General features: G+C 62.3%; 28 protein-coding genes and 1 pseudogene. 18 read left to right on the top strand and 11 right to left on the bottom strand.

What is annotated here, in order from left to right; genetic code table 11:
- Positions 1-42 precede the first annotated feature (42 nt).
- Both GVL52_RS12050 and GVL52_RS12055 read left to right on the top strand, forming a co-directional pair.
- Entirely contained in the window at positions 43-333 is a 291-nt protein-coding gene (locus GVL52_RS12050) for an AbrB/MazE/SpoVT family DNA-binding domain-containing protein (RefSeq protein ID WP_160007276.1), read from the top strand.
- Positions 330-719 (top strand): type II toxin-antitoxin system VapC family toxin, encoded by a 390-nt coding sequence (locus GVL52_RS12055; RefSeq protein ID WP_160007278.1) that lies wholly within the window; start codon positions 330-332, stop codon positions 717-719. Before GVL52_RS12050 ends, GVL52_RS12055 begins: the two co-directional genes overlap by 4 nt.
- Positions 720-819: 100 nt before the next feature.
- Here the strand turns inward: GVL52_RS12055 and GVL52_RS12060 are convergent, their stop codons facing one another.
- Together GVL52_RS12060 and GVL52_RS12065 are read right to left on the bottom strand one after the other, a co-directional pair.
- Positions 820-1,380, bottom strand: coding sequence for a methylated-DNA--[protein]-cysteine S-methyltransferase (locus GVL52_RS12060; RefSeq protein ID WP_160007280.1), 561 nt, complete (start codon positions 1,378-1,380; stop codon positions 820-822).
- An 85-nt stretch (positions 1,381-1,465) separates the two neighbouring features.
- Positions 1,466-2,728 carry a glycosyltransferase gene (locus GVL52_RS12065; protein WP_244619155.1) on the bottom strand — a complete coding sequence of 421 codons (1,263 nt, stop codon included), beginning with the start codon at positions 2,726-2,728 and terminating at the stop codon, positions 1,466-1,468.
- A 131-nt stretch (positions 2,729-2,859) separates the two neighbouring features.
- Here GVL52_RS12065 and GVL52_RS12070 point away from each other — a divergent pair, with 131 nt between their 5' ends.
- From GVL52_RS12070 to GVL52_RS12090, 5 genes are all read left to right on the top strand, one after another.
- Positions 2,860-3,096, top strand: coding sequence for a hypothetical protein (locus GVL52_RS12070; RefSeq protein ID WP_160007282.1), 237 nt, complete (start codon positions 2,860-2,862; stop codon positions 3,094-3,096).
- A gap of 66 nt (positions 3,097-3,162) precedes the next feature.
- Entirely contained in the window at positions 3,163-4,221 is a 1,059-nt protein-coding gene (locus GVL52_RS12075) for a succinylglutamate desuccinylase/aspartoacylase family protein (RefSeq protein WP_160007284.1), read from the top strand.
- 13 nt (positions 4,222-4,234) lie between these two features.
- Positions 4,235-4,585 carry an ArsC family reductase gene (locus GVL52_RS12080; RefSeq protein WP_160007286.1) on the top strand — a complete coding sequence of 117 codons (351 nt, stop codon included), beginning with the start codon at positions 4,235-4,237 and terminating at the stop codon, positions 4,583-4,585.
- 4 nt (positions 4,586-4,589) lie between these two features.
- Positions 4,590-5,063, top strand: coding sequence for a Cys-tRNA(Pro) deacylase (ybaK, locus tag GVL52_RS12085; RefSeq protein ID WP_160007288.1), 474 nt, complete (start codon positions 4,590-4,592; stop codon positions 5,061-5,063).
- Between the two features lie 182 nt (positions 5,064-5,245).
- Complete coding sequence (locus GVL52_RS12090; RefSeq protein WP_160007290.1) at positions 5,246-6,499, top strand: aminopeptidase; 1,254 nt, start codon at positions 5,246-5,248, stop codon at positions 6,497-6,499.
- On the opposite strand, the gene GVL52_RS12095 is transcribed toward GVL52_RS12090, so the two are convergent.
- Positions 6,447-7,373, bottom strand: coding sequence for an EamA family transporter (locus GVL52_RS12095; RefSeq protein WP_160007292.1), 927 nt, complete (start codon positions 7,371-7,373; stop codon positions 6,447-6,449). The two genes, GVL52_RS12090 and GVL52_RS12095, sit on opposite strands and share 53 nt — an antisense overlap.
- Positions 7,374-7,472: 99 nt before the next feature.
- On the opposite strand from GVL52_RS12095, the gene GVL52_RS12100 reads away from it, so the two are divergent.
- Positions 7,473-7,955 carry a MarR family winged helix-turn-helix transcriptional regulator gene (locus GVL52_RS12100; RefSeq protein ID WP_160007294.1) on the top strand — a complete coding sequence of 161 codons (483 nt, stop codon included), beginning with the start codon at positions 7,473-7,475 and terminating at the stop codon, positions 7,953-7,955.
- Positions 7,956-7,987: 32 nt separating this feature from the next.
- On the opposite strand, the gene GVL52_RS12105 is transcribed toward GVL52_RS12100, so the two are convergent.
- Positions 7,988-8,326 (bottom strand): hypothetical protein, encoded by a 339-nt coding sequence (locus GVL52_RS12105; protein WP_160007296.1) that lies wholly within the window; start codon positions 8,324-8,326, stop codon positions 7,988-7,990.
- Between the two features lie 147 nt (positions 8,327-8,473).
- On the bottom strand, positions 8,474-10,075 hold the full coding sequence (gene xseA / locus GVL52_RS12110) for an exodeoxyribonuclease VII large subunit (RefSeq protein ID WP_160007298.1): 1,602 nt from the start codon (positions 10,073-10,075) through the stop codon (positions 8,474-8,476).
- A 196-nt stretch (positions 10,076-10,271) separates the two neighbouring features.
- Here xseA and GVL52_RS12115 point away from each other — a divergent pair, with 196 nt between their 5' ends.
- On the top strand, positions 10,272-10,643 hold the full coding sequence (locus tag GVL52_RS12115; protein ID WP_160007300.1) for a DUF4440 domain-containing protein: 372 nt from the start codon (positions 10,272-10,274) through the stop codon (positions 10,641-10,643).
- Positions 10,644-10,839: 196 nt separating this feature from the next.
- Positions 10,840-11,103 (top strand): hypothetical protein, encoded by a 264-nt coding sequence (locus GVL52_RS12120; protein WP_160007302.1) that lies wholly within the window; start codon positions 10,840-10,842, stop codon positions 11,101-11,103.
- Between the two features lie 3 nt (positions 11,104-11,106).
- On the opposite strand, the gene GVL52_RS12125 is transcribed toward GVL52_RS12120, so the two are convergent.
- Positions 11,107-12,951, bottom strand: coding sequence for a hypothetical protein (locus tag GVL52_RS12125; protein WP_160007304.1), 1,845 nt, complete (start codon positions 12,949-12,951; stop codon positions 11,107-11,109).
- Between the two features lie 172 nt (positions 12,952-13,123).
- Here GVL52_RS12125 and GVL52_RS12130 point away from each other — a divergent pair, with 172 nt between their 5' ends.
- Together GVL52_RS12130 and GVL52_RS12135 are read left to right on the top strand one after the other, a co-directional pair.
- On the top strand, positions 13,124-14,140 hold the full coding sequence (locus tag GVL52_RS12130) for a glycosyltransferase (RefSeq protein WP_160007306.1): 1,017 nt from the start codon (positions 13,124-13,126) through the stop codon (positions 14,138-14,140).
- On the top strand, positions 14,137-14,514 hold the full coding sequence (locus GVL52_RS12135; protein WP_160007308.1) for a GtrA family protein: 378 nt from the start codon (positions 14,137-14,139) through the stop codon (positions 14,512-14,514). The genes GVL52_RS12130 and GVL52_RS12135 overlap by 4 nt, the downstream gene beginning before the upstream one ends.
- On the opposite strand, the gene GVL52_RS12140 is transcribed toward GVL52_RS12135, so the two are convergent.
- On the bottom strand, positions 14,515-15,501 hold the full coding sequence (locus GVL52_RS12140; protein ID WP_160007310.1) for a Gfo/Idh/MocA family protein: 987 nt from the start codon (positions 15,499-15,501) through the stop codon (positions 14,515-14,517).
- Between the two features lie 193 nt (positions 15,502-15,694).
- On the opposite strand from GVL52_RS12140, the gene GVL52_RS12145 reads away from it, so the two are divergent.
- Together GVL52_RS12145 and GVL52_RS12150 are read left to right on the top strand one after the other, a co-directional pair.
- Positions 15,695-16,645, top strand: a complete 951-nt coding sequence (locus GVL52_RS12145) for an aldo/keto reductase (protein WP_160007312.1) — start codon at positions 15,695-15,697, stop codon at positions 16,643-16,645.
- 61 nt (positions 16,646-16,706) lie between these two features.
- A complete protein-coding gene (locus GVL52_RS12150) occupies positions 16,707-17,150 on the top strand; it encodes a GNAT family N-acetyltransferase (protein WP_160007314.1) in 444 nt (147 codons plus the stop codon).
- Here the strand turns inward: GVL52_RS12150 and GVL52_RS12155 are convergent.
- Positions 17,140-17,757: a hypothetical protein gene (locus GVL52_RS12155; RefSeq protein WP_160007316.1), complete on the bottom strand. Its 618-nt coding sequence runs from the start codon at positions 17,755-17,757 to the stop codon at positions 17,140-17,142. The two genes, GVL52_RS12150 and GVL52_RS12155, sit on opposite strands and share 11 nt — an antisense overlap.
- Before the next feature lie 72 nt (positions 17,758-17,829).
- Positions 17,830-17,955: pseudogene (locus GVL52_RS30880) on the bottom strand (LysR family transcriptional regulator); the annotation flags it as partial.
- Between the two features lie 124 nt (positions 17,956-18,079).
- Between GVL52_RS30880 and GVL52_RS12160 the strand changes: the two are divergent.
- The 3 genes from GVL52_RS12160 to GVL52_RS12170 all read left to right on the top strand — a co-directional run bounded on the left by GVL52_RS12160 (position 18,080) and on the right by GVL52_RS12170 (position 19,809).
- Complete coding sequence (locus tag GVL52_RS12160) at positions 18,080-18,376, top strand: hypothetical protein (protein WP_160007318.1); 297 nt, start codon at positions 18,080-18,082, stop codon at positions 18,374-18,376.
- Positions 18,377-18,450: 74 nt separating this feature from the next.
- Complete coding sequence (locus GVL52_RS12165) at positions 18,451-18,810, top strand: nuclear transport factor 2 family protein (protein WP_160007320.1); 360 nt, start codon at positions 18,451-18,453, stop codon at positions 18,808-18,810.
- 372 nt (positions 18,811-19,182) lie between these two features.
- Entirely contained in the window at positions 19,183-19,809 is a 627-nt protein-coding gene (locus GVL52_RS12170; RefSeq protein WP_160007322.1) for a dihydrofolate reductase family protein, read from the top strand.
- Positions 19,810-19,916: 107 nt separating this feature from the next.
- Here GVL52_RS12170 and GVL52_RS12175 read toward each other — a convergent pair whose 3' ends face one another.
- Positions 19,917-20,408, bottom strand: coding sequence for an HIT family protein (locus GVL52_RS12175; protein ID WP_160007324.1), 492 nt, complete (start codon positions 20,406-20,408; stop codon positions 19,917-19,919).
- Positions 20,409-20,637: 229 nt separating this feature from the next.
- Here GVL52_RS12175 and GVL52_RS12180 point away from each other — a divergent pair, with 229 nt between their 5' ends.
- Positions 20,638-20,871, top strand: coding sequence for a hypothetical protein (locus tag GVL52_RS12180; protein ID WP_160007326.1), 234 nt, complete (start codon positions 20,638-20,640; stop codon positions 20,869-20,871).
- Positions 20,872-21,110: 239 nt separating this feature from the next.
- Here the strand turns inward: GVL52_RS12180 and serA are convergent, their stop codons facing one another.
- On the bottom strand, positions 21,111-22,349 hold the full coding sequence (serA, locus tag GVL52_RS12185; protein ID WP_160007328.1) for a phosphoglycerate dehydrogenase: 1,239 nt from the start codon (positions 22,347-22,349) through the stop codon (positions 21,111-21,113).
- Positions 22,350-22,615: the final 266 nt, after the last annotated feature.

Here is a 22,615-nt window from a genome sequence, read left to right on the forward strand (position 1 = left end):
ACGGATTATCTTACATCCGTCTTACCTTTGGAGTTCAGGCAGATGGCCCTCACCGAAGATCTCGTTACGACCGTATCGACCAAGGGACAGGTTATTCTGCCGAAGGCAATTCGCCAAAGGCGGGACTGGGAACCCGGCACGCGCCTGATCGTCGAGGAGACGCCTGACGGCGTGCTTCTGAGACAGGCGCCTGCCTTTGCGCCGACAGCGCAAGGTGCCGCCTTTGGTATATTGCCCTACAACGGCGAACCAAAGACGCTTGAGGAAATGGACGCCGGGGTTCTGGCCGAGGCCAACCGCCGCTACAAGCGCAGTACCGATCCCGACACATGATCGCGATCGACACGAACCTGATCATTCGCTACCTCACAGGCGATCATCCCCAGCAGGCGCTGCGCGCCCGTGACATCATTGACGGACAGGATGTTTTTGTCACCGTGACCGTTGTCATGGAGGTTGCGTGGGTCCTGCGGACAACCTTCCGTTTCGGCAGAACAGCAATCATCCAATCGTTGCGGGTTTTCTCAGGCATGCCGACGGTGACGATGGAAGACACCGATCTCATCGCAGCGGCGTTCGACCTTGTCGAGAAGGGCATGGATTTCGCAGATGCGCTGCATCTTATCAGGACCCGCCATTGCAACGGGTTCGTCACTTTCGATCGCAAGGTTCTGAAGGCAGCCCATGCCGCTGGCTATCGTTTCGTCCGCGAGGCGTGACAAAAATGTTGCCATCCCGCGGATACGCTTTCAGGATTCAAGCCTTTGTTTTTAGAATGTCGTCAACGCAAAACCGCTGCACAGCTTTGCGCGACCTGAGCTAGAACAACGACTGCTGCGCCGGCTGCGGTGGCGCCAGCGAGACGCCCTCCAGTTCCAGCATCCGCGCTTTCGATACCGCTCCGCCCGGCGCCGAGAAGCCGCCGAGCTTGTTGCCGGCGGCGAGAACGCGGTGGCAGGGGATGATCAGCGCGACCGGGTTCTTGGCCATCGCCTGGCCGACCTCGCGGGCGGCTTGCGGGCCGCGGCCGAGCTGTTTGGCGAGCGCGCCATAGGTGGTGGTGTCACCCCAGCCGATCCGGCGGGCGGCGGTGTAGATTTCGCGGAAGAAGGCGTCCTGGCCGTCGAGATCGAGCGTGATGGCGGAGAAATCGATCGGTTCGCCGGCGAAATAGCGTTTGACGGCAGCCACGGCGTCAGCGACTTCGGGCGTTGGCTGGGCCGGCTCGGCGCCGGGAATGCGGCGCAGCAAAAGCCGCTCGGTTTCGGCTGCGCTGTTTGTCGGCAGCTGGAAGCGGGTGATGCCGATGGCGTTCCAGGCAATGCCGCAGAAGCCGCCTGCTGTGTCGAAAACCAGATAGTGGTGCGCTGCCTGTCCCATGATGTGCCTCCGACCTCATTGCCCTCGAAGGATCAGACCTTTTCGAATGGGCATGCCATGAGAATCGTGCAGTGGCGTCGCGAATTCAACCCGTTTCTTGCGCGACGCGGGGTGTTTCCGGCGTGCGTGCCGGTTCTTTTGCCGCGCTCTCGCCTGCGGGCTTGACGAGATCGGGCCGCAGCCTGGCGAAGACCGCCTGGTAGCCGGCAGCGATCTTTTGTGGTTCGTAGCGTCCGGCTGCTTCCAGTGCTGCGCGCGACAAGGCCGGGATCGCCTGCGGGTTGGCGGCCATCTCGGCGATCTGTTTGGCCAGCCCCACGTCATCGCCCGGATCGAACAGATAGCCGTCGCTGCCGGGATCGATCGATTCGGGAATACCGCCGGAGCGGGCGCCGATGACGGGCACCCCTTGCGCGAAGGCCTCGATCACCACCCGGCCGAAGGGCTCGCGAAACAGCGAGGGGACGACCAGCACGTCGATCTGCGGGAAGAAATCGTCAGGCTTGGTCCAGCCGAGGAATTTGGTGTTTTCAGCCGGAAACTTTTGCGGCAGTGATTTGGAGTAATCGCTCTTCGAGTTGCCGGCGATGGCAAAGCGGACATCGGGATTGTTGACCAGCCGGTGGGCGGCGAGCGCCAGCGTGTCGAGACCCTTGACCGGATCGTGAACGCCGATGAAGCCGAAGCGCATCGGGCCGGTCGGGGCTGCGCGCGGTGCGCTACCGACAACCGGCGGCACGGCGCCCAGCACGCGGTGGGTGCTGGCATTGGGGAAATAGTCGTGCTCGGTGTGACGGCCGATGATGAAATCGGTCTCGCCGATGACAGCATCGACATAGCGCGACAACACCTTCTTGCCGTAGGACGAGGCCTGGCAGGAGGAACAGGCCCGCACGCAATTGTCGTCGCCGCGGCGCATGCTGGCCTTCCAGCAAAGCAGGAAGGCGCTGCGCAGGATGTGACAGACCGGCACGCCAGAGCTCTTGGCGGCGGCCCAGGTGGCGACGTTGATGTTTTCGATGCTGTCGGTCAGCACGATATCCGGCTTGAAGCGGCGGATCTCGCGGCGCATGACGACGTAAGCGCGCGGATTGAAATTCTCCAGCGCATGCCAGATCAGCTTCTTCCAGCCCGGCCGCGGCAGGCGGTAGTTCCAGTCGATATTCAGCGTCTTCAGCCGGTGCACCGGCACGCCGTCATAGATCTCGTGCTTGTCTTCGCCGGAGACATTGACCACTTCGAGATCGTGGCCGGCGGCAAGCAGCAGCTTGGCGATCATCATCGCCGAGATTGGACCACCGCCATCGATGAAGGGGGGAAAGGCGGCACAGGCCATCAGGATACGCATGACAGAACTCCAGAGCCGGATGCAGCGACGATTATACGTTCTTCTTTTGTTCTTGATTTCCACTCGCCAGCTGCTACCATCCGCTCATTCCCTGGAGAGTGAGAGGCGGGGCGACCGGTCCGGAGATGGTCATGCATGAACAGAACACGCAATCATCCTTCGACTTCGCTTTGCCGAGCATGACTCAGCAATCGTCAAGATTTGGCAAAGAAGCGCCGTTTTTCGCGATTTTGCCGGATATGAAGGCGATCGAAGCCTGTATTGGAGTGCATGACGGGTTGCTGCGTGGTGTCGATGGGCGCCAAGAGAGATCCGGCGCGGCGATCCTTGCCGCACGCTGGCCGCTGGCCGCTCAGGTGCGTGGATAACGCGCTTGCCTCGACAGCCGGAAGTCGCTTAAAGCTCCTGCAACGACAGCGGCAGCGGAGACTGACATGGAGACGTCCGAGATCATCCTTTCCGGCGATACGGCGGGTATCGAGTGGCGGTTGCCGGTGCTGCGCTTCAAGGGCAGCGATCCGAAGGTGCCGAAGGTCTATATCCAGGCGGCGCTGCATGCCAACGAGCTGCCGGGCACTGCGCTCATTCATTTTCTCTGCGAGATGCTGCGCGAGGCCGAGAAGGCCGGCCAGATCCTGGGTGATATCACCATCGTGCCGCATGCCAACCCGATCGGCGCGGCGCAATCGCATTTCGGCGAGCTGCAGGGCCGCTTCGATCTCGGCACCCGCACCAATTTCAACCGCGATTTCCCGCTGATCTCGGTCAGGGAGCGCGACGGGCTGGTCGAGAACCTCGACCAATACGGCGTGGTCGACAGGCTGAAGCGGCAGCTGATGCATATGGCGCTCGGCTGCGATCTGGTGATCGACCTGCATTGCGACGATGAATCGCTGCAATATGCCTATATCGACGATGCCTTCTGGCCGGAGGCGGCCGATCTGGCATCGGCGCTCGACATGGAAGCGGTGCTGTTGTCTGACGGCGAAAGCTCGGCCTTCGAGGAAGCGGTCGGCTATGCCTGGAAGCATGAAGTGGCAGGCGATAAGAAGGCGCTGCTGCCCGGCAAGCTGTCGGTGACCGTCGAGCTGCGTGGCGGCCGCGACGTCTATCCCGAGATGGCGAAGAAGGATGCGGCGGGGCTGTTCAAGTTCCTCGCCAGCCGCGGCGCGATCGAGACAGCCGTGGCGCTCGGCCCGTTCACGGGACCTGCGGTGCCGCTCGACAATATCGAGATGATCCGGGCGCCCGAAGCCGGCACGGTGCTATTCCATCGCAATATCGGCGAGAAGGTCGGCGAAGGCGAATTGCTGGCGACGATCATCACCCGCCCGGGCATGGCTGACGGCACCGTCGAGGTGCGCGCCCCGCAGGCAGGCCTGATCGTTACCCGCAGCTCGGAGCGGCTGGTGCGCCGGCGTGCCGACCTGATGAAGATTGCCTGCGCGAGCGCGAGCAAGGCGGCGCGCAAGCCCGGAGCCCTCGAGAACTGAGTGGGAGAACTGAATGACCGTCACCGTCTATGGCATCAAGAACTGCGACACGATGAAGAAGGCGCGCAACTGGCTCGAAGAGCACGACGTCGCCTACGCCTTTCACGACTACAAGGCCTCAGGCATCGACCGGGCGCATCTGGAGGCGTGGACCAGGGAAGCGGGCTGGGAGACGGTGCTGAACCGCGCCGGCACCACCTTCCGCAAGCTGCCGGATGATGCCCGCGCCGACCTCGACGCCGAGAAGGCGATCGCGCTGATGCTGGAGCAGCCGTCGATGATCAAGCGTCCGGTGGTCGAGGCCGACGGCAAGCTGCTGGTCGGTTTCAAGCCCGAGATTTACGGCAGTGTCTTCAAGGGCTGATCCGATGTCGAAGACCACGCGCGCCACGCAGATCCTCTCCAAGGCCGGTGTCGATTTCACCGTCCATACCTATGATTACGACCCGAATGCCGAGCGCATCGGGCTGCAGGCGGCCGAGGCGATCGGCGAGGCGCCGCACCGGGTGCTGAAGACGCTGATGGCCGAGGTGGACGGCAAGCCGGTCTGCGTCGTCGTGCCGTCCGACCACGAAGTGAGCATGAAGAAGCTGGCCAGCGCCTTCGGCGGCAAGTCGGCGTATATGATGAAGCCTGCCGATGCGGAGCGGCTGACCGGCTACCATGTCGGCGGCATCAGCCCGTTCGGCCAGAAGAAGCTGGTGCCCACGGCGATCGAGGAAGCCGCGCTCAGCGAGCCGCTGGTCTACATGAACGGCGGCCAGCGCGGGCTGCAGGTGCGGCTCGATCCGAAGGATGCGCTTGAGGTGCTGAAGGCGACGGCGGCACCGCTGGTCGCCTGATCAGGCGGCCGGTCCAGGATTTTGCGTCAACCTTTCCACCTCATCCCTTCCTGCCCCTCCCCGATAGCGCCTTGAGCATTTGACTATGCGGCAGGAGAGATTGGCAAGGGTGAAGCTTCAATTTCGCCGCAAACGGGTCTAAGTCTGGCGCCCTGTCCGTTCGTTTCAGAAGGTGATCGATCATGAACTACATGCCGCAGGGCGAAAACGCCGTGGACCCCATCAAGCTCGACAAGCTGGCCGAGGTCGCCATCAAGGTCGGGCTGCAGCTGCAGAGCGGCCAGGATCTGGTGATCACCGCCCCCGTCGTCGCCCTGCCCTTGGTGCGGCAGATCACCAAGCATGCCTATATGGCCGGTGCCGGGATTGTCAGCGCGTTTTATTCCGACGAGGAATCGACGCTGGCACGCTATCAATATGCCAACGACCAGAGTTTCGACCGCGCCTCCGGCTGGCTCTACGAGGGCATGGCCAAGGCCTACGAGAATGGCGCCGCGCGGCTTGCCGTGGCCGGCGACAATCCGATGATGCTGTCCGAGCAGGACCCGTCGAAGGTCAGCCGCGCCAACCGGGCGATGTCGGCCGCCTACAAGCCGGCGCTGGAGAAGATCTCCAATTTCGACATCAACTGGAACATCGTCTCCTACCCGAACCCGGCCTGGGCGAAGCTGGTATTCCCCGGCGATCCCGAGCCGATTGCGGTTGCGCGGCTGGCCAAGGCGATCTTTGCCGCCTCGCGCGTCGATGTGGAAGACCCGATCGCCGCCTGGGCCGAGCACAATGCCAACCTCGCCAAGCGCTCCGGCTGGCTGAACGGCCAGCGCTTCTCGGCGCTGCATTTCAAGGGGCCGGGCACCGATCTCAGGGTTGGGCTTGCCGATGGCCACGAATGGCATGGCGGCGCCTCGACCGCCAAGAACGGCGTCACCTGCAACCCAAACATTCCGACCGAGGAGGTGTTCACCACGCCGCATGCGCTGCGCGTCGATGGCCATGTGTCGAGCACCAAGCCGCTGTCGCACCAAGGCACGCTGATCGACAATATCCAGGTGCGCTTCGAGGCGGGCCGGATCGTCGAGGCAAAGGCCTCGCGCGGCGAAGAGGTGCTGAACAAGGTGCTGGATACCGACGAAGGGGCGCGCCGGCTCGGCGAAGTGGCGCTGGTGCCGCATTCCTCGCCGATCTCGGCCAGCGGCATCCTGTTCTACAACACGCTGTTCGACGAAAATGCCTCCTGCCATATCGCGCTCGGCCAGTGCTATTCGAAGTGCTTCCTCGATGGCGCCAAGCTCAGCCAGGAACAGATCAAGGCGCAGGGCGGCAATTCCAGCCTGATCCATATCGACTGGATGATCGGCTCCAACAAGGTCGATATCGACGGCATCAAGCCCGATGGGTCGACGGTTGCGGTGATGCGTCAGGGCGAGTGGGCCTGATAGCCGTTGTGGCGGGTGGCATCGCCACCCGCTGACTGAACCAGACGCTCGCGAGCACCATTGCGAAACCGCACAACTGCGCGGGCGTCAGGCTCTGGCCGAGCGCCAGCCAGCCAAGCAGCGTGGCAACGACCGGGCTGAGGAAGCCAAGAGACGAGGCCGCCGATGGCTCGATGCGGGCAAGGCCGCGGAACCAGAGCATGTAGGTCAGAGCGGCGCCGATCAGGCCGAGATAGGCGATGCCGAGCACATTGGCGATGGTCGGTACCGGCAGTGCCGGTTCCAGCAGCAGCGCTATCGGCAACAGCAGCAGGCCGCCCGCCGTCAGCTGCCAGGCGGTGAAGGTGAGGCTGGAGACCGGGGGCGTCCAGCGGCGCGACAGCACCGTGCCGAAGGCCATCGAGACGGCGCCGGCGAGACCGGCGGCGATGCCGACAGGATCAAGTGCGGCACTCGGCGACAGTACCAGAAGTGCGACCCCGGCCATGCCGATGGCGCCTGCCCCGACAGCCAGGGCGCGGATCGGTCTCCCCAGTACGACGCGCGACAGCACGATGACGATCAGCGGCTGGATGGCGCCGACGGTGGCGGCGACGCCGCCCGGCAGGCGATAGGCGGAGACGAACAACATCGCCCAGAAAAACGAGAAATTCAGCGCCCCGAGCACGAAGGCGCGAAACCACCAGATGCCCTCCGGCAGCTTGCGGACGATCGCCAACAACAGCAGACCGGCCGGCAGCGCCCGCAGCAGGGCGACGGTCAGCGGATAGCCGTGCGGCAGGAAAGCAGTGGTGACGAAATAGGTGCTGCCCCAGACGGCCGGGGCAAGTGCTGTGATCAGCACATCGGTGATGTGGCTCGGATTCTTGTTCATCTGAATTATCTCTACCTCAAGATAAACAAAACCTACACCTCTTTATCTTGACGTCAAGATAGTTTTTGGGCAAACCTGACAATTCAGGAGAGAGTGCACATGGATCGCGTCGATAGGATATTATCGCAATGGGCCAAGGAGCGGCCGGATCTCGACACCGAGGCGATGGGCCTTCTCGGCCGCATGGGGCGGCTGACGACGCATCTCGCCCGCGAGGTGGAGCAGGTGCTGCAGAGCCATGGCCTCTCCTCATCGGCCTTCGACGTGCTGGCGACGCTGCGGCGCTCCGGCCAGCCTTACCTTATGTCGCCGGGTGATCTGCTCGAGATGACGATGGTGAGTTCGGGAACGATGACCAACCGGATCGACCAGCTGGAGAAATCGGGCTTCGTGGCGCGCGTGGTCAACCCGGAGGATCGCCGCAGCGTGCTGATCGCGCTGACGGAGAAGGGACTGGCCGTGATCGACGAGGCGGTCGGCGCCCATGTCGCCAATCAGAAGCGGCTGACGGCAACGCTCGACGAGGATGAGAAGACGGCGCTCGATGCGCTGCTGCGAAAGTTCCTCGCCGCATTCGAGTGATCACGGCCGGAGCCGCTCCAGCCGCATCGAGGTCAGCGGTAATAGATGACGTGGCCGCCGTTGAGCGCGGTCTGCACTTCGACGACATTGTGAAGTGCGATGCCGCGATCGGCGATCGCCTGCATCAGATGCCGGTCGCCGCGGACCTTGGACTGTGCGGCGCGGATGGTCGAGGCCATCGGGTACATCACCGACAGCGGCAGCTGCTGGTCGCGCCGCGACCAATGGGTGATGCGGATCGCCGTGACGCCGTCATTGTAGGCCTTGCCGAAAATAACCTCCGACAGCCGCGACTGTTCGGCGAGCACCGGGGCGGACGACACGCCGACCATCATCCCGATGGACACAAGGGTAAGCGACAGTCTCTTCATTGCATTCTCTCCAAAAGCACGGCTTGCGCCGCCTCGTACAGGCCGATGACGGCCCGAAAACCCGGGCCTCGCCGCTGCGTCTATCGGTCTAGATAGCGTGTCGAAGTGCGTTTTTAAACAGGCACTTCGGAGGCCCCCGATCACACTTCAGAACAGACTGCCCTGCTTGGGTGGCGCGCCGGGCTCGGCAGGCTTTACGCCCCGCTTTTTCGCACCGGCCGGCGGCTCGCCGCCCTCGGTGGTGATAGCGCCGATGCGGCCGTCGGAGAACTCGATCGAGATGCCTGATCCCGAAGACACCATCGCCGCCGCCGAGACCGGGCGGTCGTCCTCGTCGCGGATGACGGCATAGCCGCGCTTCAGCACGTTCTTGTAGGACAGCGATTGCAGGATGCGTTCCTGGGCCAGGAGATCGCCGCGGGCCCGTGTCAGCTGGTGGCGGACGGCGGTGTCGGCGTTGCGCGACAGGTTGGCGAGGCGCTCGCGCATGCGGGCGGTCTGGGTTTTCAGCCGCGATGGCAGCGAGGCGAAGACGGCGTCGGCGCGGCCGACGCGCGATTTCGAGCGATCGATCAACCGCTCGACGGTGCGCTCGGCCCGGGTCATCCGCTCGGCCAGCATCTGGCGGCGTTCGGCGATGCGGTTCGACAGCATGTCGGGGCGCAGATGCGCTGCGGTCCTTTCGAAGCTGCGGCGCTTGTTGAGGGTGTTGAGCTCGAGCCCGCGGCCAAGGCCGGACGCAGCCTCGTCGAAGCGGCGGCGCGGCAGCGCCAGCAGCTGGTCGAGCGAGGGCAGCGCGCGCATCAGCGCGCGCACCGATTGCCGGCGATAGTCCATCTGCCTGAGCGTGCTGCCCTGCAGGCGGGCGCCCAGCGTCGAAAGCTGCGCTTCCAGCTCCGCCTTCACCGGCACGGCCATTTCGGCAGCGCCTGTGGGGGTCGGGGCGCGGACGTCGGCGGCATAATCGATCAGCGTCCAGTCTGTCTCGTGGCCGACGGCGGAGATCAGCGGTATGCGGCTTTCGGCGGCGGCGCGCACGACGATCTCGTCGTTGAAGCTCCAGAGATCCTCGAGACTGCCGCCGCCGCGGGCGACGATCAGCACGTCGGGGCGCGGCATTGCGCCATTGGGCGCGCCGGCAGGCTCGAAGGCGTTGAAGCCGCGGATGGCGTTGGCCACCTCTTCGCCGGAGCCCTCGCCCTGCACCTTGACCGGCCAGACGATGACGTGAACGGGAAATCGATCGGCGATGCGGTGGAGAATGTCGCGGATGACGGCGCCGGTCGGAGAGGTCACGACGCCGATCACCTTCGGCATGAAGGGCAGCGGCCGCTTGCGGGCGGGATCGAACAGGCCTTCGGCGCCGAGCTTGCGCTTGCGCTCCTCGATCAGCGCCATCAGCGCGCCGGCGCCGGCGGGCTCCAGCGTTTCGATGACGATCTGGTATTTCGACGAGCCGGGGAACGTCGTCACCTTGCCTGTCGCGATCACCTCCATGCCCTCTTCCGGGCGGAACTTCAGCTTCGAAAACGTGCCCTTCCAGATCACCGCATCGATGCGGGAGCGGTCGTCCTTCAGCGAGAAATAGGCATGACCGGACGAGTGCGGCCCGCGATAGCCGGAAATCTCGCCGCGCACCCTGACCTGATCGAACGCCGTCTCGACGGTCCGCTTGATCGAACCGGAGAGCTCGGACACCGAATATTCGGTGAGATTGCTTTGCGAATCATTGTCGAAGATGCTGCTCATGGCACAATTCTAGCCGAAGACGAGGGCAAGTGCAGCCCTGTGGGTGGGGAGGAACATGGCTTGAGAATATTGACTAAGCCTATGCTTTACGCATTGAAGCGACGGCGTTATTTTGCGAGGCTCAGGGATAGTTTCGAGATCGTCAGTTCGATCGTAATATCTTCGGGCGCAATCAATTTCAGCAGAAAGTCATCGAATGGACGCCGATGCGCTTGAGCAGATACTGAATGAATTGAAAGAGCGCGAACCGATCTTTCATCGTCGGCAGTTTGGTACAGATTGCGTAGCGCTGGAGCAGATGACCTGCGAGGATTTCTGGGAGATCGGGGCCAGTGGGCAGATCTACACACGAGAATTCGTCATTGCCAGCCTACTCGAACGCTACAATGCGCCCGAGCCACATGAGTGGCCGTGCCGGAACTTCTCGATCCAATGCCTGGCAGAGTCACTTTTCCTGGTTTCCTACACACTGAGTGAGCCCAATCGTACGACGCGCCGGGTCACGCTTTGGCGACGCGAACGCGGCAGCTGGCGAATTGCGTTTCATCAAGGAACGATTGTTGGCTAAAGGACCATCGCTCGGATATCAGCAGCGGCGTGTGGGGACATGTTAATTTCGCCAAAGCGGTACATGCATCCATAACTACACATATTTTTCAACATCTTAACTGAGTAATTCGCGCACGCAATAGCAACATACCTCCGTCAATTTTCCCCGTTTCCCCATTCAACGCGATCATGTCGGGACAACCCAAGGAGTTCCCATGTCCGATCGTTTTGCCTCGCACGCCCCTTCCCTCACCGGTCCCGCCAGTTCCGGCTTTGCCATTGTCCCCGACGATACGCTGCTGCTGCCGGAAACCACGCGGGCGCTGTTTGTCGGCAGTGGTGGCAGCCTCGCCGTGGAGATGGTCTCCGGCGTGGCGCTGACGTTCGAGGCGGTGGCCGATGGCGCGCTGTTGCCGGTGCGGGTATCGCGCGTGCTGGCGACCGGGACGACCGCCGCCGCTATCGTCGGACTGGTCTGACGGTCAGCTGCCAGACGGGACGTAGCGGAAGAACTGGACCGGCGCGCCATCGGGCTTCGGCAGCGGCTTCAGATAGGACGGCACGTCGCCCTTTTCCAGCTGTGCGTAGAGGCCATCGGGCTTGAGCTTGGCGATCTGGAGTGTCTGCGAGAAATCCTTGCAGAAGGCCAGCACCGTCACACCTGTGCCGCGCAGAAAGGCCTCGGCCTCGGCGGGATCGGCAAGGCCGATATGCATTTCCGTCAGCATTCCACCCTGATTGCGATGGTATGGGGCAGCCAGAATGCGATTGTCGGTGAAGCGCAGGATCGAGACACCCATCTCGGACGGTGCGGCGACAAGACCGGGCGGCAGCGCTGCCAATGGTGCGATCATCTCGCGCGATGCGCAGCTCGGCTTGTCCTTCGCCTGTGCCTGCGCCGCGGCGAGGCTGCTGTTCAGATGCGCGCCAATAAAGCCACCGACCAGCCCCCAGACAGCGGCGACGCTGAGGAGAACCGTCAGGATGTAGCTGAGGGCCGCCGCGCCATTGTCGCTATCGGCATTGGAGACACGGCGGATATCGATGATCAGCAGCGCCAGCGGGAAGACGGCGAGAAGATTGGAGAACATCGCGCCGCGGATCTGTATCGCCGCGATAGACCAGCTGATCAGCAGCAGGAACAGCAGGATCAGATGGATGCGGACCCGGTCGGCATAGACGAGGCGGAAGAGGCAGACGGCGATGGCAAACACGCCGGTCGCGTAGAAAAACCCTGTGGTATAGGGGTCGTCACGATTGGCCACGAAAATCGATTGCGCTTCCTGAACCTTGTTCAGCCACAGCTCGATCAGCATCGGATCGAGATCGGCCAGCGGATTGTGCAGGCACTGCGGCGCGATGATGAGGGCAGAGGCGAGCACTGCGGCGCCAACGCCTGCCAATGCACCGAAGCGGACAAGACGGCTGGCGCGGCTGGCAAAGGCTGCGGCAAACAACAGAAGGCCACCGCCGATCGCCGCCAGGCTGTAATAGCCAAGCGAGAGGTTGTCGCAGGTGACCGATGCGTAAAGCCGCGGCGGCACGGTGCCGAAGAAGAACAGGCTGATCGACAGCGCCAGCGTCAGGCCGAAAGCCTTGGCGGCGGGCGCAAATGTCTCGCCATCCCAGGCCCATGCGAGAGAGACAACCAGGCAGACGCCGGCGACGAAAGGCGTGGTTTCGGCGCCGATGGCAATGGCCAGCGCTGCGCAGAAGGCGGCAATCGCGTAGCTCAGCGGCTTGTGATCCTCATCGAGCAGCATCGCGGTCATGATTGCCACCAGGGCAAACTGGGCGTTGTGATGATCGATCGAACCCGGCAGGAAGCGGTTGCTGGTGACGAGCAGGAAGCTCGCCAGCCCCAATGCGATGTGCATGCCGAAGACGCCGCCGACGCGCCGGCCGGCGAGGCCCATGCCCCAGAGGCTCGGGATGATCAGCGAGAAAGGCCAGATCAGCAGCGCTGCAGCTTCGGCGCGCTGCGGCGCCAGGAATAGACCGAAGAACCTGATCAGCGTGGCGATCGGCAGATCGATCAGCCGCGACCAGTGCATCAGCGTGCCCTGGCCGAGGCCCATGCGATACTGCATGAGGTCGAACCAGCCCTGGCCGTTGAGGAAATCGCGCACCTCGACGAGGCGCATGCCGTCGTCATTATCGGCGCCGACATAGTCCTTGGCATCGGGGATCTTCAACGCGACGATCGCGATCATCAGCAACAGGCTGTAGCCGATGACAGAAGGCCAGAGCCTTGCCATGGCCGTCTGCAGCCTTTGGCGTACAGACATGGATGTTGTTTCGCCAATCATCGGGGCAACAGTCGCCATGAAGCATATCTCATCATTGAATGCGGCGAGAGCTTACGACGGGCATATCAAGAAAGCGTAAAGCGTGATTCCCGTTTGCGCGGCCTCTGCCGTGGTTCCCGGCCGGCCGCATAGGACGTTGTTAACGGCCATCCTTTAGAGTTGGCGCAACTTCTTCCTGACAGGTGTGATCATGACCGGATCGCGTATCGACAATCTGACCATTGCCGTCTTGCTGCCCTGCTACAACGAGGCGGCGACGATCGGCGCCGTGGTGCGTGGCTTCAGGGCGACGCTGCCCGGCGCGCAGATCCATGTCTACGACAACAACTCCACCGATGGCACAGCACTTCACGCGATGCTGGCCGGTGCCCACGTGGTGCGCGAACGACGGCAGGGCAAGGGCCATGTGGTGCGGCGGATGTTTTCCGATATCGAGGCCGACATCTACATCATGGCCGATGGCGACGGCACCTATGCGCCCGAAGACGGCGAGGAACTGATCCGCACGCTGCTTTGCGAGCGCGCCGACATGGTGGTCGGCACCCGCCGCGGCGTGCACGACGACGCCGGCCGGCAGGGCCATGCCTTCGGCAACCGGATTTTCAACATCCTCTACCGCAGTATCTTCGGCACCGATTTCACCGATATCTTCTCCGGCTACCGGGTGTTCTCGCGCCGCTTCGTCAAGAGCTTTCCGGCAGTGTCCGCCGGCTTCGAGATCGAGACCGAGATGTCGGTGCACGCCTCGCGGCTGAAGCTGCCGGTGAGCGAACTCGAGCTCGATTACGGCCGCCGGCCGGAGGGCTCGCATTCGAAGCTCTCGACCTTCAAGGACGGCGCCAAGATCCTCTGGATGTTTGCGATGCTGATGAAGGAAACGCGACCGTTTGCCTTCTTCGGGATCGTCACCGGCACATTCATGGCGCTCAGCCTCGGCTTCATGACCCCTGTCCTGCTCGAATATTTTCACACCGGCCTGGTTAGCCGGATGCCGACATGGGTGCTGTCGGTGACGCTGATGATGATCGCGTTCATGATGTTCACCGCCGGCGTGATCCTCGACTCCGTGGCGCGCTCGCGGGCTGAACAGCTGCGCATCCACTATATGGGCCTTCAGGCGCCGCATCTTCTCAACGATGGATTCGCGTCTGATGTCGAAGAGATCGACGTGCGCCAGCACCAGCTGCCCCGCGCCGGTGCCGCGTGAAAAAGCTGATCCGATTCGCCATCGCCGGCGGGCTCGGCTTTGTCGTCGATGCTGGCATCCTGGCGCTGCTGCTGCACACGACGCCACTCGGTCCATTCCTGGCACGGCTGATTGCGATCGCGCTTGCCATGGCCACCACATGGGCCTTCAACCGCACTTTCACCTTCGGTCGGTCGAGCCATTCGGTTGCCGTGGAAGGGTTTCGCTATGGCTCGGTCGGCATCACCGCGGCGCTGGTCAATTACGGGCTCTACGCGGCGCTGCTGCTCGCCATTCCTGACCTGCAGCCGCTGGCGGCGATGGTGTTTGCCACCGCCGCGTCGATGTTCCTCAGCTTCTTCGGATATTCGCGCTTCGTCTTCCGCGACAAATAGTCAGACCGTCTCCCAGCCGTCCTTTTCACTGGCGCGATAGATGGCGTCGATGAACGCCTGGCTGAGCTTCGAGCTTTCCAGCGTGACGATCTCCTGGTCCTCTCCCATCGCCGCGCGGGCAAACGCCTCGACCTCGCGCTTGTACTGGCGGCTGTCCGGGAAGCGGAAGATGGTGGACTGGTTGTGGCCGCGATTGGTCAGCTCGATCTCCTCGGCACCCCAGCGATCGGCATTGAACGGCGACTTCACCTCGATGAAACCATCGGTGCCGTGGAACACCATGAGCTGGCGGTTGGCCAGCTGGGTGGCGATATAGAAGCTCAGCTCGAAGCCGCCGAAATCGGCTTTGACGCTCGAATAGATGTCTGTGCCGAATTCCGGGTCGCGGCGGGTGACCGCCTGGACGCGCAGCGGCTCCTGGCCCGTTGCAAAGCGGGTGGCAATGGTCGGGTAGACGCCGATATCGGGCAAGGCGCCGCCACCGAGCGCGGGGATGTTGCGCATGTTGCTGGCGTCGCGGTTGAAATAGGTGAAGGCGCCCTGGACATGCTGCAGCGTGCCGATGGAGCCGTCGGCGATCAGCGCGCGGACCTTGTGCCAGACGGGGGTGTAGGCGACCATATAAGCTTCGGTGACCAGCACCTTGTTGCGGTCGCGGGCGGCGATCAGGCTGTCGATCTCATTGGCCTTCAGGGCGATCGGCTTTTCGCAAAGCACATGCTTGCCGGCGTCCGCCGCCTTGATCGACCATTCGACATGCTGCGAGCTCGGCAATGGAATATAGACGGCGTCGATCAGGTCGGAGGCCAGCATTTCCTCGTAGGAACCGAAGGCGTGCGGCACCGAGAAGCGGTCGGCCATGGCGCGGGCCTTCGACAGGTCGCGGCTGGCAATGGCGGTGACGACACAGTTTTCCGCGTCCTGAATGGCGGGAACGACAAGGTCGCGGCCGATCTTGGCGGTCGAGATGATACCGAAACGCAGCATGGCTTGAGCCTCTCCTAGATTGATTTTTGGGACTGATTTTGGCCAAGCTTAGAGAGCGCTTGGCTGCGGCGCAATGGCACGATCACAATTCGCGGCGCTGGTTTCCATCTGACCGTTAGCGCACTACGTTAGGGGTGGCGGCGTTCTGCCGTGTCATCGATTTCAATCCATTCAACATTTTAGGGAGTGCATCATGGAGATGCGTCGTCTTGGAAAAACCGGCCTTTCGGTCGCGCCGATCGTGTTTGGCGGCAATGTGTTCGGCTGGACGGCCGACGAGAAGACCTCGTTCGGCATTCTCGACGCCTTCTTCGATGCCGGCTTCAACACCATCGATACCGCCGACGTCTATTCCGCCTGGGTGCCCGGCAACAAGGGCGGCGATTCCGAGGAGATCATCGGCAAGTGGCTGAAGCAGGGGAAGATTTCCCGCGACAAGGCGGTTGTCATCACCAAGGTCGGCTCCGAGATGGGACCGGGCAAGAAGGGCCTGAAAGAGCAGTATATCCTGCAGGCGGTCGAGGCGTCGCTGAAGCGGCTGCAGACCGACTATATCGATCTCTACCTCTCGCACTGGCCGGACCCCGAGACGCCGCACGAAGAAACGCTGGGCGCTTTCGCCAAGCTGAAACAACAGGGCAAGATCCGCGCCATCGGCTGCTCGAACCTTGATGCCTCGCAGTTGCAGGCCTCATTCGATGCCGCTGAAAAGGCCGGGCTGCCGCGTTACGACGTGATCCAGCCGGAATACAATCTCTACGACCGCGCCACGTTCGAAGGGCCGCTGGCCGACCTCTGCGTCAAAGAGGATATCGGCGTCATCAACTATTACAGCCTCGCCTCCGGCTTTCTCTCCGGCAAGTACCGCAGCAAGGCGGATACCGAAGGCAAGGCGCGCGGCGGCAAGGCGGCCGGCTACCTCGACGACAAGGGGCTGAAGATCCTCGCCGCCCTCGACACGGTTTCGGCCGAAACTGGCGCCAAGCCTGCGGAGATCTCGCTCGCCTGGCTGCTGCGCAAGAAGGCGGTGACGGCGCCGATTGCCAGTGCTACCAGTCTGTCGCAGCTCGAGAGCCTGACGAAATCGGCAAGCCTCACGCTGTCAGACGATGCGATGGCGCTGCTCGATAAGGCAGGCGCCTGACAGCACGCCAAGATGGGGCGCCAACATGGGGCCAAGATAGGGCCAAGATAGGGAGCAAGGCATGACCGTGATCATCCGCGAAGCGAGACCCGACGACGAAGCCCGCTGGCGCGTGCTTTGGGACGGCTATCTCGCCTTCTACGAGGTCACCGTCGCGCCCGATATCACCGACAACACCTGGCGCCGGGTCTTCGATCCGGCGTCGGCCATCGGAATGCGGGTTGGCGAAGTCGATGGGGTACTGATGGGTTTTGCGCTCTATCTCACCCATGAAGGCACCTGGATTGCAGGCAAGGACTGCTATCTCGAGGATCTCTATGTCGATGCGGAAGCGCGCGGCAAGGGCGTCGGTCGGGCGCTGCTCGACGATCTGGTTGCGCTGTCGAAGGCCGAGGGCTGGACGCGGCTCTACTGGCACACCAGCGAGAGCAACACGCGCGCCCAGGCGCTCTATGACAGCTACGTCAAGAGCGACGGCCATATCCGCTACCGCATCAATTTCTGAGCGGCGGGAAGCCTCCATAGAATTGTGAATGGTCGCCCTCCCAGTTGGCCATGCCCTGCCGGGTGAGGATGCCGCGCGGACTGACATAGCTCTGGATGATCCGGCGCGGGCGCTCGTGCCACTGGATGTTGAAGGCCCACAGCTTCGGGAAAAAGCAGAGCGAGGCGTAAGGCAGGTGATCATGGATCCACCAGGCCAGCCTCTGCCAATCCTGCTCGTCCCGATAATGATCGACCAGCCAGGGCACGACGACGCAGGCCGTCGCCCCGATAAAACCTTCGGCGTCGCGGCGATCCCAGATGTGATCGGCCGCCGTCCTTTCGTTTGTCGAGCAGTTGAGCTTGTTGCGGTTGCCGAACTGGTTGACCTCGGCGGAGCGATAGCCGGAGCGGATATGCAGGCGGCCGAATGCCTGCTGCAACGGCTCCAGCAGTTCCTCGCACAGCCGCGTGCCTGCCTCGATGGCGAGATCCGGGTCATCGGGGATATTCGGGATACGATAGAAATCGGCGATCTCGGAATGCAGGAAATCACGCAGGAAGAAATTTTGCGACAGCCGCACCCGGCCGAGATCCTCCAGCCCCTTCATCGATCCCGGCTTTTTCATGCGGCTATGCCCTCCATCCACGCCCGATCCTTTCGCGCAAATGACCTCGGCGCAACCCGATTCCGTCAACTGCTATGGTGCAAATTTGAAGACATCGATGAAGGCGCGGAGCGCCCGGCGCATCTGGCGGCGGCTGGGGTAGTAGAGGAATGGGCCGGGGTATGGCGGGCACCAGCCCACCAGCACCTGCATAAGGCTGCGCTTGATGCAGCGGTGGTGGACGAGATCGCCCGGATGGCTGGCCGCTTTGTGGCAGGCCAGACCTTCTCATTCAACGTGGAAGCGCTAGGTAAACCTTCCGTTGCAAAGGAAGGAAACGACAATGCCAGCCGCGAAACGGGACGAACAACAGAAAGTCCGCGCCGGCCTCTCGGAAATGGAAGGGCGACTGCTGGTGCTGGAGGTGGTGGCGATGACGTCGCTGGCTTTGGTTCTCGACACATCCGGCCGGGACGACGACAGTACGATGGGCCGCAATGTGCTGCATATGATCCGCGACGCGGTCGATAACAAATGCACTGAGATGGGCCTTTCTGACGAGGCTTCCACAACCGCACAGAGTTATGCCGAAGAGCTGCTCGGCACGGCGATGACGGCACTTTTTCCAAGCAGGCACTGATCATCTCTTTGGGCGCCTTGCGGGCCTGCCGCCCGGCGCTATAATGCGGCATCGATGCGAGCAGGGTGAAAACCATGAGTGACCGGCAGGCGATCGAAGCAGTGGTGCATCTCTATGTCGAAGGCATGACCTTCGCCAATGAAGCGGCCTTGCGAAAGGCGTTTCATCCGCAATGCGCTGTCATCGGCCACTATGAAAATACCGTGGAATGGTCGACGCGCGATGAATTCATCGCCGCGATCGTCTCCGAGGGCTCGGCACCGCCCGGCACCCAGCCGCACATGGACATCCAGACGCTTGATGTCGTCGGCGATGCGGCGAGCGTGCGGGTCAGCGACGACTTCGCCGGCATGCGCTTTACCGACTACCTGTCGATGCTGAAGATCGATGGGCGGTGGACGATCGTCAACAAGGTGTACTATCTGCACGCGTGAGAATAGGCGATGAGGTCTTGCATCGCGCGCACTGGATGTGTCCTCGGCCGTGCCTCTTCCACCTGTGCGCAGGCTACGCCCGAGCGATGTCACGGGAATCCAGCCGAAACGCGTCTGCGTGGTGAAAAGGGTCTTTCGCATTCAAGGACTTGAATGCGCTGGGTTCCCGCCACAGGGCGAGAATGAGGGGAGAGTCTGGGGTCAGCGGCAACAAGCCATCGCAGCGCCTGCGCGCTTTGGCACTGTGCCCTGGCTTGCCACCTCTGCCACACCGCCCTCGACGGCAAAGGCTATCACGAAAATTGAGCAAGCACTGTCGGGACCTGGCGATCCGGGCCGTCCTTGGTTGAGCATCGCAGCGAGGAGGAAGCCATGAGAGAGCTGATCTTGAAGATGTCGATATCGATCGACGGTTTCGTCAGCGATCTGGAGGGCCGAAACAGATGGATGTTCGGCGGCGATGCGGAGGCGAAGGCCTGGAGCGTCGAGACCCTGTGGACCGCCGGACTGCACATCATGGGCAGCCGCACCTTCCGCGACATGGCCGCCCACTGGCCGACCGCCACCGACATGTTCGCGCCGCCGATGAACGAGATCCCGAAGGCGGTGTTCTCGCGTCAGGGGCAGGCGATCCTGACGAGCGTCAAGACCGCGCGCGATGATGCCGGCGCCGGGACCGGGACCGCATCGTCCGCGGCGTTGCAGCCCGGTGCCGGGAGCTGGGCGCAGACCCATGTGGCGAGCGGCGAGCTGGCGGCGGAAATCACGGCACTGAAAGCCCAAGGGGGAAAGCCGATCATCGCCCATGGCGGTGCGCGCTTCGCCCGCAGTCTGGTTGCCGCGCGACTGATCGACCGGTTCGTGCTGCTGGTGCATCCCGTGGCGCTGGGCAACGGCCTGCCTGTGTTCTCCGAGCTTGCCGCGCCGATGTCTCTGAAGCTGGAACGTGCGAGGGCCTTTCCGGGTGGTGCGGTGGCGCGGGTCTACCGGGCGGCGTGAGGCTGTGGCCGGCGGGCCGGCTGCGGGCGACAAAGCGGGAACCCGTGTGGGGCATTGATGGCGGGGCAGCCTGACTGCTCTCGGCCCGTTGCCGACATCCGGTCGCATCAAAATTGGATTGCTTGACGTAGGATCGCGATAGTATCCGCCACCGATGGCCCTGTGATTGGGGGCGGATTAATCCGTTCGCAGAATTCGCGCCAAACAAAGAAGGTTAGCTCCGCTCCGTCAGTCGGCGTCTCTCCGGGACCATCTGCAAACTGTTCGAGCAACCGGTAACGGTTATCCTGCCAGAAAAGGTCTTCAACCCAACCATATATCGGGATCGCGTGGAAATGGATCGGATACCCAGGAGAGTGACCATAACGAGCGATGTAAACTCTTCTCGCGCCAAGCGCCGTCAGTACACGCTGGACCGTCGCGAACACAGTCCCCATTGAACATAGTGACTCAGCAGACAGATCGCTCAGTTCATTCGTTACTTTGATTGAAGCGATGATGAGGTAGCCGGGCAGCGCGGAATTCACGCGATGGTTCACCGACCAACCGGAGGTCCGGGCGATGTGAAACTCAAGTGGAACTTCATGGTCTTGCGTCATGAGAATAATCTATCAAGACCACTTGCTATCGCAATGTCTCCTGTTGGCGCGAAGATGCTATCCGGTGTTGGCCGCACGCGCCAAGTCCCGCACGCGTGCTTGCGGTGCCGCGCCTGCGCCCGCCGCGTTTCACGCCATCGTCACTTATTGTCGTGGACATTCGTCCCAACGATAGGGCCAAGCCGAAAAATGTGGTAAGCGCCAGCCAAGCAACGACAGGAGTGCAACCGTGAGCGAACCGACCATAGCCGATGCAACGAACCGCATTTACGAATCGCTCCAGGCAGACAATGCCGATATCGACGCGCATATCGCGACCCTCAAGGCAGCGTTGGCGCGGGAGGGTTTGAAAGAGGCCGATTTCGACCCCGCGAGGCTCGTGCAGAACAATCGTTCCGGCAGGAAGCTGATGCAGGCCTACTTTCGGCAGCGCGGAGTAACGGTGAAATTTTCGGCGAAGTGACGCCCGCAGTCATGGCAGACAGGCCGCGGTCTCGCGGCTGACAGGCTCACCCTCAGCGCGGCCTGTCACCAGGCTTCGACCGTCGGACGCAGAGCGGCGATAGCGCCATGTTTCAGCATTTTCCTGCCGGGACGGAGATATTCTTCGCTGATTTCGAAGCAAGATGACGCTGTGGCGCAGAAGGCAGGCGCCGTGACACGCCTGCCAATCTCAATGATGATGCACCATTGCTGGATGCGTCAGTAGACCAATCGCGTTCTGATCGTTCCCGGTATCTCGCGTAGCGCCTGAAGGATGTCGTCAGCCGCTTCGGATACGTCCTCGGCTTCGATGACCACATAGCCGGTATCACCATGGGTCTGCAGGAATTCGGCGACGATATTCAGCCCGCGCGAATAGAAGATCTCGTTCAATTGGATGAGAATACCGGGGCGGTTTTCGTGAACGTGGATGAAGCGCGTACCGTTCGGGCGCTCAGGCAACTGGACCTGCGGAAAGTTGACGGCGCCCATCGTCGAGCCGATGTCGGAATATTCAACCAGCTTTCTGGAGACTTCGCCGCCGATGCGCTCCTGCGCTTCCTCCGTCGAGCCGCCAATATGCGGTGTCAGGATGACATTGCTCAGGCCCTGCAGCGGCGTTTCGAAACGCTCCTTGTTCGATGCCGGTTCCTTGGGGAACACATCGACCGCAGCCCCGGCCAGGTGGCCTTCTTTCAAGACTTTGGCGAGCGCGTCGAGATCGACCACGGTGCCGCGGGAATTGTTGATGAATATGGCGCCCTTCTTCATGCGGCGCAGTTCGACTTCGGTGATCATGTTGTGCGTCGATGCGGTTTCCGGGACGTGCATCGTCACATAATCCGAGATTTCCAGAAGCTCGCCGAGCGACGCCATGGATTCCGAATTGCCGCGGCGCAGCCTGTCGGACAGATCGAAATAGCGCACCACCATGCCCATGCTTTCCGCAAGGGCACTCAGCTGCGAGCCGATATTGCCGTAGCCGACGATGCCGAGGGTTTTTCCGCGGACTTCGCGGCTGCCTTCTGCGGATTTCTCCCATCCGCCCTGATGCGCAGAGGCCGAACGCGGAAAGATTTGCCGCGTCAGCATGATGATCTCGCCGATCACAAGCTCGGCCACCGAGCGGGTGTTCGAATAGGGCGCGTTGAACACCGGAATCCCGCGGCGGCGTGCCGCTTCCAGATCGACCTGGTTGGTGCCGACGGAAAAACAGCCGACGGCAATCAGCTTCTTGGCGGATTCGAAAATCTCTTCTGTCAGCTGCGTCCGAGAGCGAATGCCGATGATATGCGCATCGGCGATATGGCTCTTGAGATCCTTGTCATCCAGTGCTTTCGGCAGATGCACGAGGTTGGTGTATCCACAGGACGAAAAATAGTCCACGGCGCTCTGGTTGATGCCTTCCAGCAGAAGTACGGAAATTCGGTCGCGCGCGAGAGACAGCTTGGGGGGCATGAATAGGCCTTCGTTTTCCGATTTTAACAAGTCGATGTCGTTTGTACGCCACTGCGGCGCATTCCAACATGCCTTTGCGACCATCCGATCAGCAGCGCAAGCGAAAATTCAAATATTCTCTGCTTCCGTTGGACGCGTCTCGGCGGCTCATTGCGAATTGCGCAGGCCCGACCCATGCCATCAGCAAGCTGCTTGCTCACATTTTTCAGCACGTTAGGCCGAAAAACGTGGCTGTTCTTCCGCTCACTTCCTGTGAACGAACGGCT

This window comes from Rhizobium sp. 18055 (assembly GCF_902706285.1).
Taxonomy (GTDB): domain Bacteria; phylum Pseudomonadota; class Alphaproteobacteria; order Rhizobiales; family Rhizobiaceae; genus Rhizobium.

Coding starts and splice junctions, on each gene's coding strand:
- GVL52_RS12050 (WP_160007276.1), top strand. CDS start 43: ATGGCCCTCACCGAAGATCTCGTTACGACCGTATCGACCAAGGGACAG.
- GVL52_RS12055 (WP_160007278.1), top strand. CDS start 330: ATGATCGCGATCGACACGAACCTGATCATTCGCTACCTCACAGGCGAT.
- GVL52_RS12060 (WP_160007280.1), bottom strand. CDS start 1,380: ATGGGACAGGCAGCGCACCACTATCTGGTTTTCGACACAGCAGGCGGC.
- GVL52_RS12065 (WP_244619155.1), bottom strand. CDS start 2,728: ATGCGTATCCTGATGGCCTGTGCCGCCTTTCCCCCCTTCATCGATGGC.
- GVL52_RS12070 (WP_160007282.1), top strand. CDS start 2,860: ATGCATGAACAGAACACGCAATCATCCTTCGACTTCGCTTTGCCGAGC.
- GVL52_RS12075 (WP_160007284.1), top strand. CDS start 3,163: ATGGAGACGTCCGAGATCATCCTTTCCGGCGATACGGCGGGTATCGAG.
- GVL52_RS12080 (WP_160007286.1), top strand. CDS start 4,235: ATGACCGTCACCGTCTATGGCATCAAGAACTGCGACACGATGAAGAAG.
- ybaK (WP_160007288.1), top strand. CDS start 4,590: ATGTCGAAGACCACGCGCGCCACGCAGATCCTCTCCAAGGCCGGTGTC.
- GVL52_RS12090 (WP_160007290.1), top strand. CDS start 5,246: ATGAACTACATGCCGCAGGGCGAAAACGCCGTGGACCCCATCAAGCTC.
- GVL52_RS12095 (WP_160007292.1), bottom strand. CDS start 7,373: ATGAACAAGAATCCGAGCCACATCACCGATGTGCTGATCACAGCACTT.
- GVL52_RS12100 (WP_160007294.1), top strand. CDS start 7,473: ATGGATCGCGTCGATAGGATATTATCGCAATGGGCCAAGGAGCGGCCG.
- GVL52_RS12105 (WP_160007296.1), bottom strand. CDS start 8,326: ATGAAGAGACTGTCGCTTACCCTTGTGTCCATCGGGATGATGGTCGGC.
- xseA (WP_160007298.1), bottom strand. CDS start 10,075: ATGAGCAGCATCTTCGACAATGATTCGCAAAGCAATCTCACCGAATAT.
- GVL52_RS12115 (WP_160007300.1), top strand. CDS start 10,272: ATGGACGCCGATGCGCTTGAGCAGATACTGAATGAATTGAAAGAGCGC.
- GVL52_RS12120 (WP_160007302.1), top strand. CDS start 10,840: ATGTCCGATCGTTTTGCCTCGCACGCCCCTTCCCTCACCGGTCCCGCC.
- GVL52_RS12125 (WP_160007304.1), bottom strand. CDS start 12,951: ATGGCGACTGTTGCCCCGATGATTGGCGAAACAACATCCATGTCTGTA.
- GVL52_RS12130 (WP_160007306.1), top strand. CDS start 13,124: ATGACCGGATCGCGTATCGACAATCTGACCATTGCCGTCTTGCTGCCC.
- GVL52_RS12140 (WP_160007310.1), bottom strand. CDS start 15,501: ATGCTGCGTTTCGGTATCATCTCGACCGCCAAGATCGGCCGCGACCTT.
- GVL52_RS12145 (WP_160007312.1), top strand. CDS start 15,695: ATGGAGATGCGTCGTCTTGGAAAAACCGGCCTTTCGGTCGCGCCGATC.
- GVL52_RS12150 (WP_160007314.1), top strand. CDS start 16,707: ATGACCGTGATCATCCGCGAAGCGAGACCCGACGACGAAGCCCGCTGG.
- GVL52_RS12155 (WP_160007316.1), bottom strand. CDS start 17,757: ATGAAAAAGCCGGGATCGATGAAGGGGCTGGAGGATCTCGGCCGGGTG.
- GVL52_RS12160 (WP_160007318.1), top strand. CDS start 18,080: ATGCCAGCCGCGAAACGGGACGAACAACAGAAAGTCCGCGCCGGCCTC.
- GVL52_RS12165 (WP_160007320.1), top strand. CDS start 18,451: ATGAGTGACCGGCAGGCGATCGAAGCAGTGGTGCATCTCTATGTCGAA.
- GVL52_RS12170 (WP_160007322.1), top strand. CDS start 19,183: ATGAGAGAGCTGATCTTGAAGATGTCGATATCGATCGACGGTTTCGTC.
- GVL52_RS12175 (WP_160007324.1), bottom strand. CDS start 20,408: ATGACGCAAGACCATGAAGTTCCACTTGAGTTTCACATCGCCCGGACC.
- serA (WP_160007328.1), bottom strand. CDS start 22,349: ATGCCCCCCAAGCTGTCTCTCGCGCGCGACCGAATTTCCGTACTTCTG.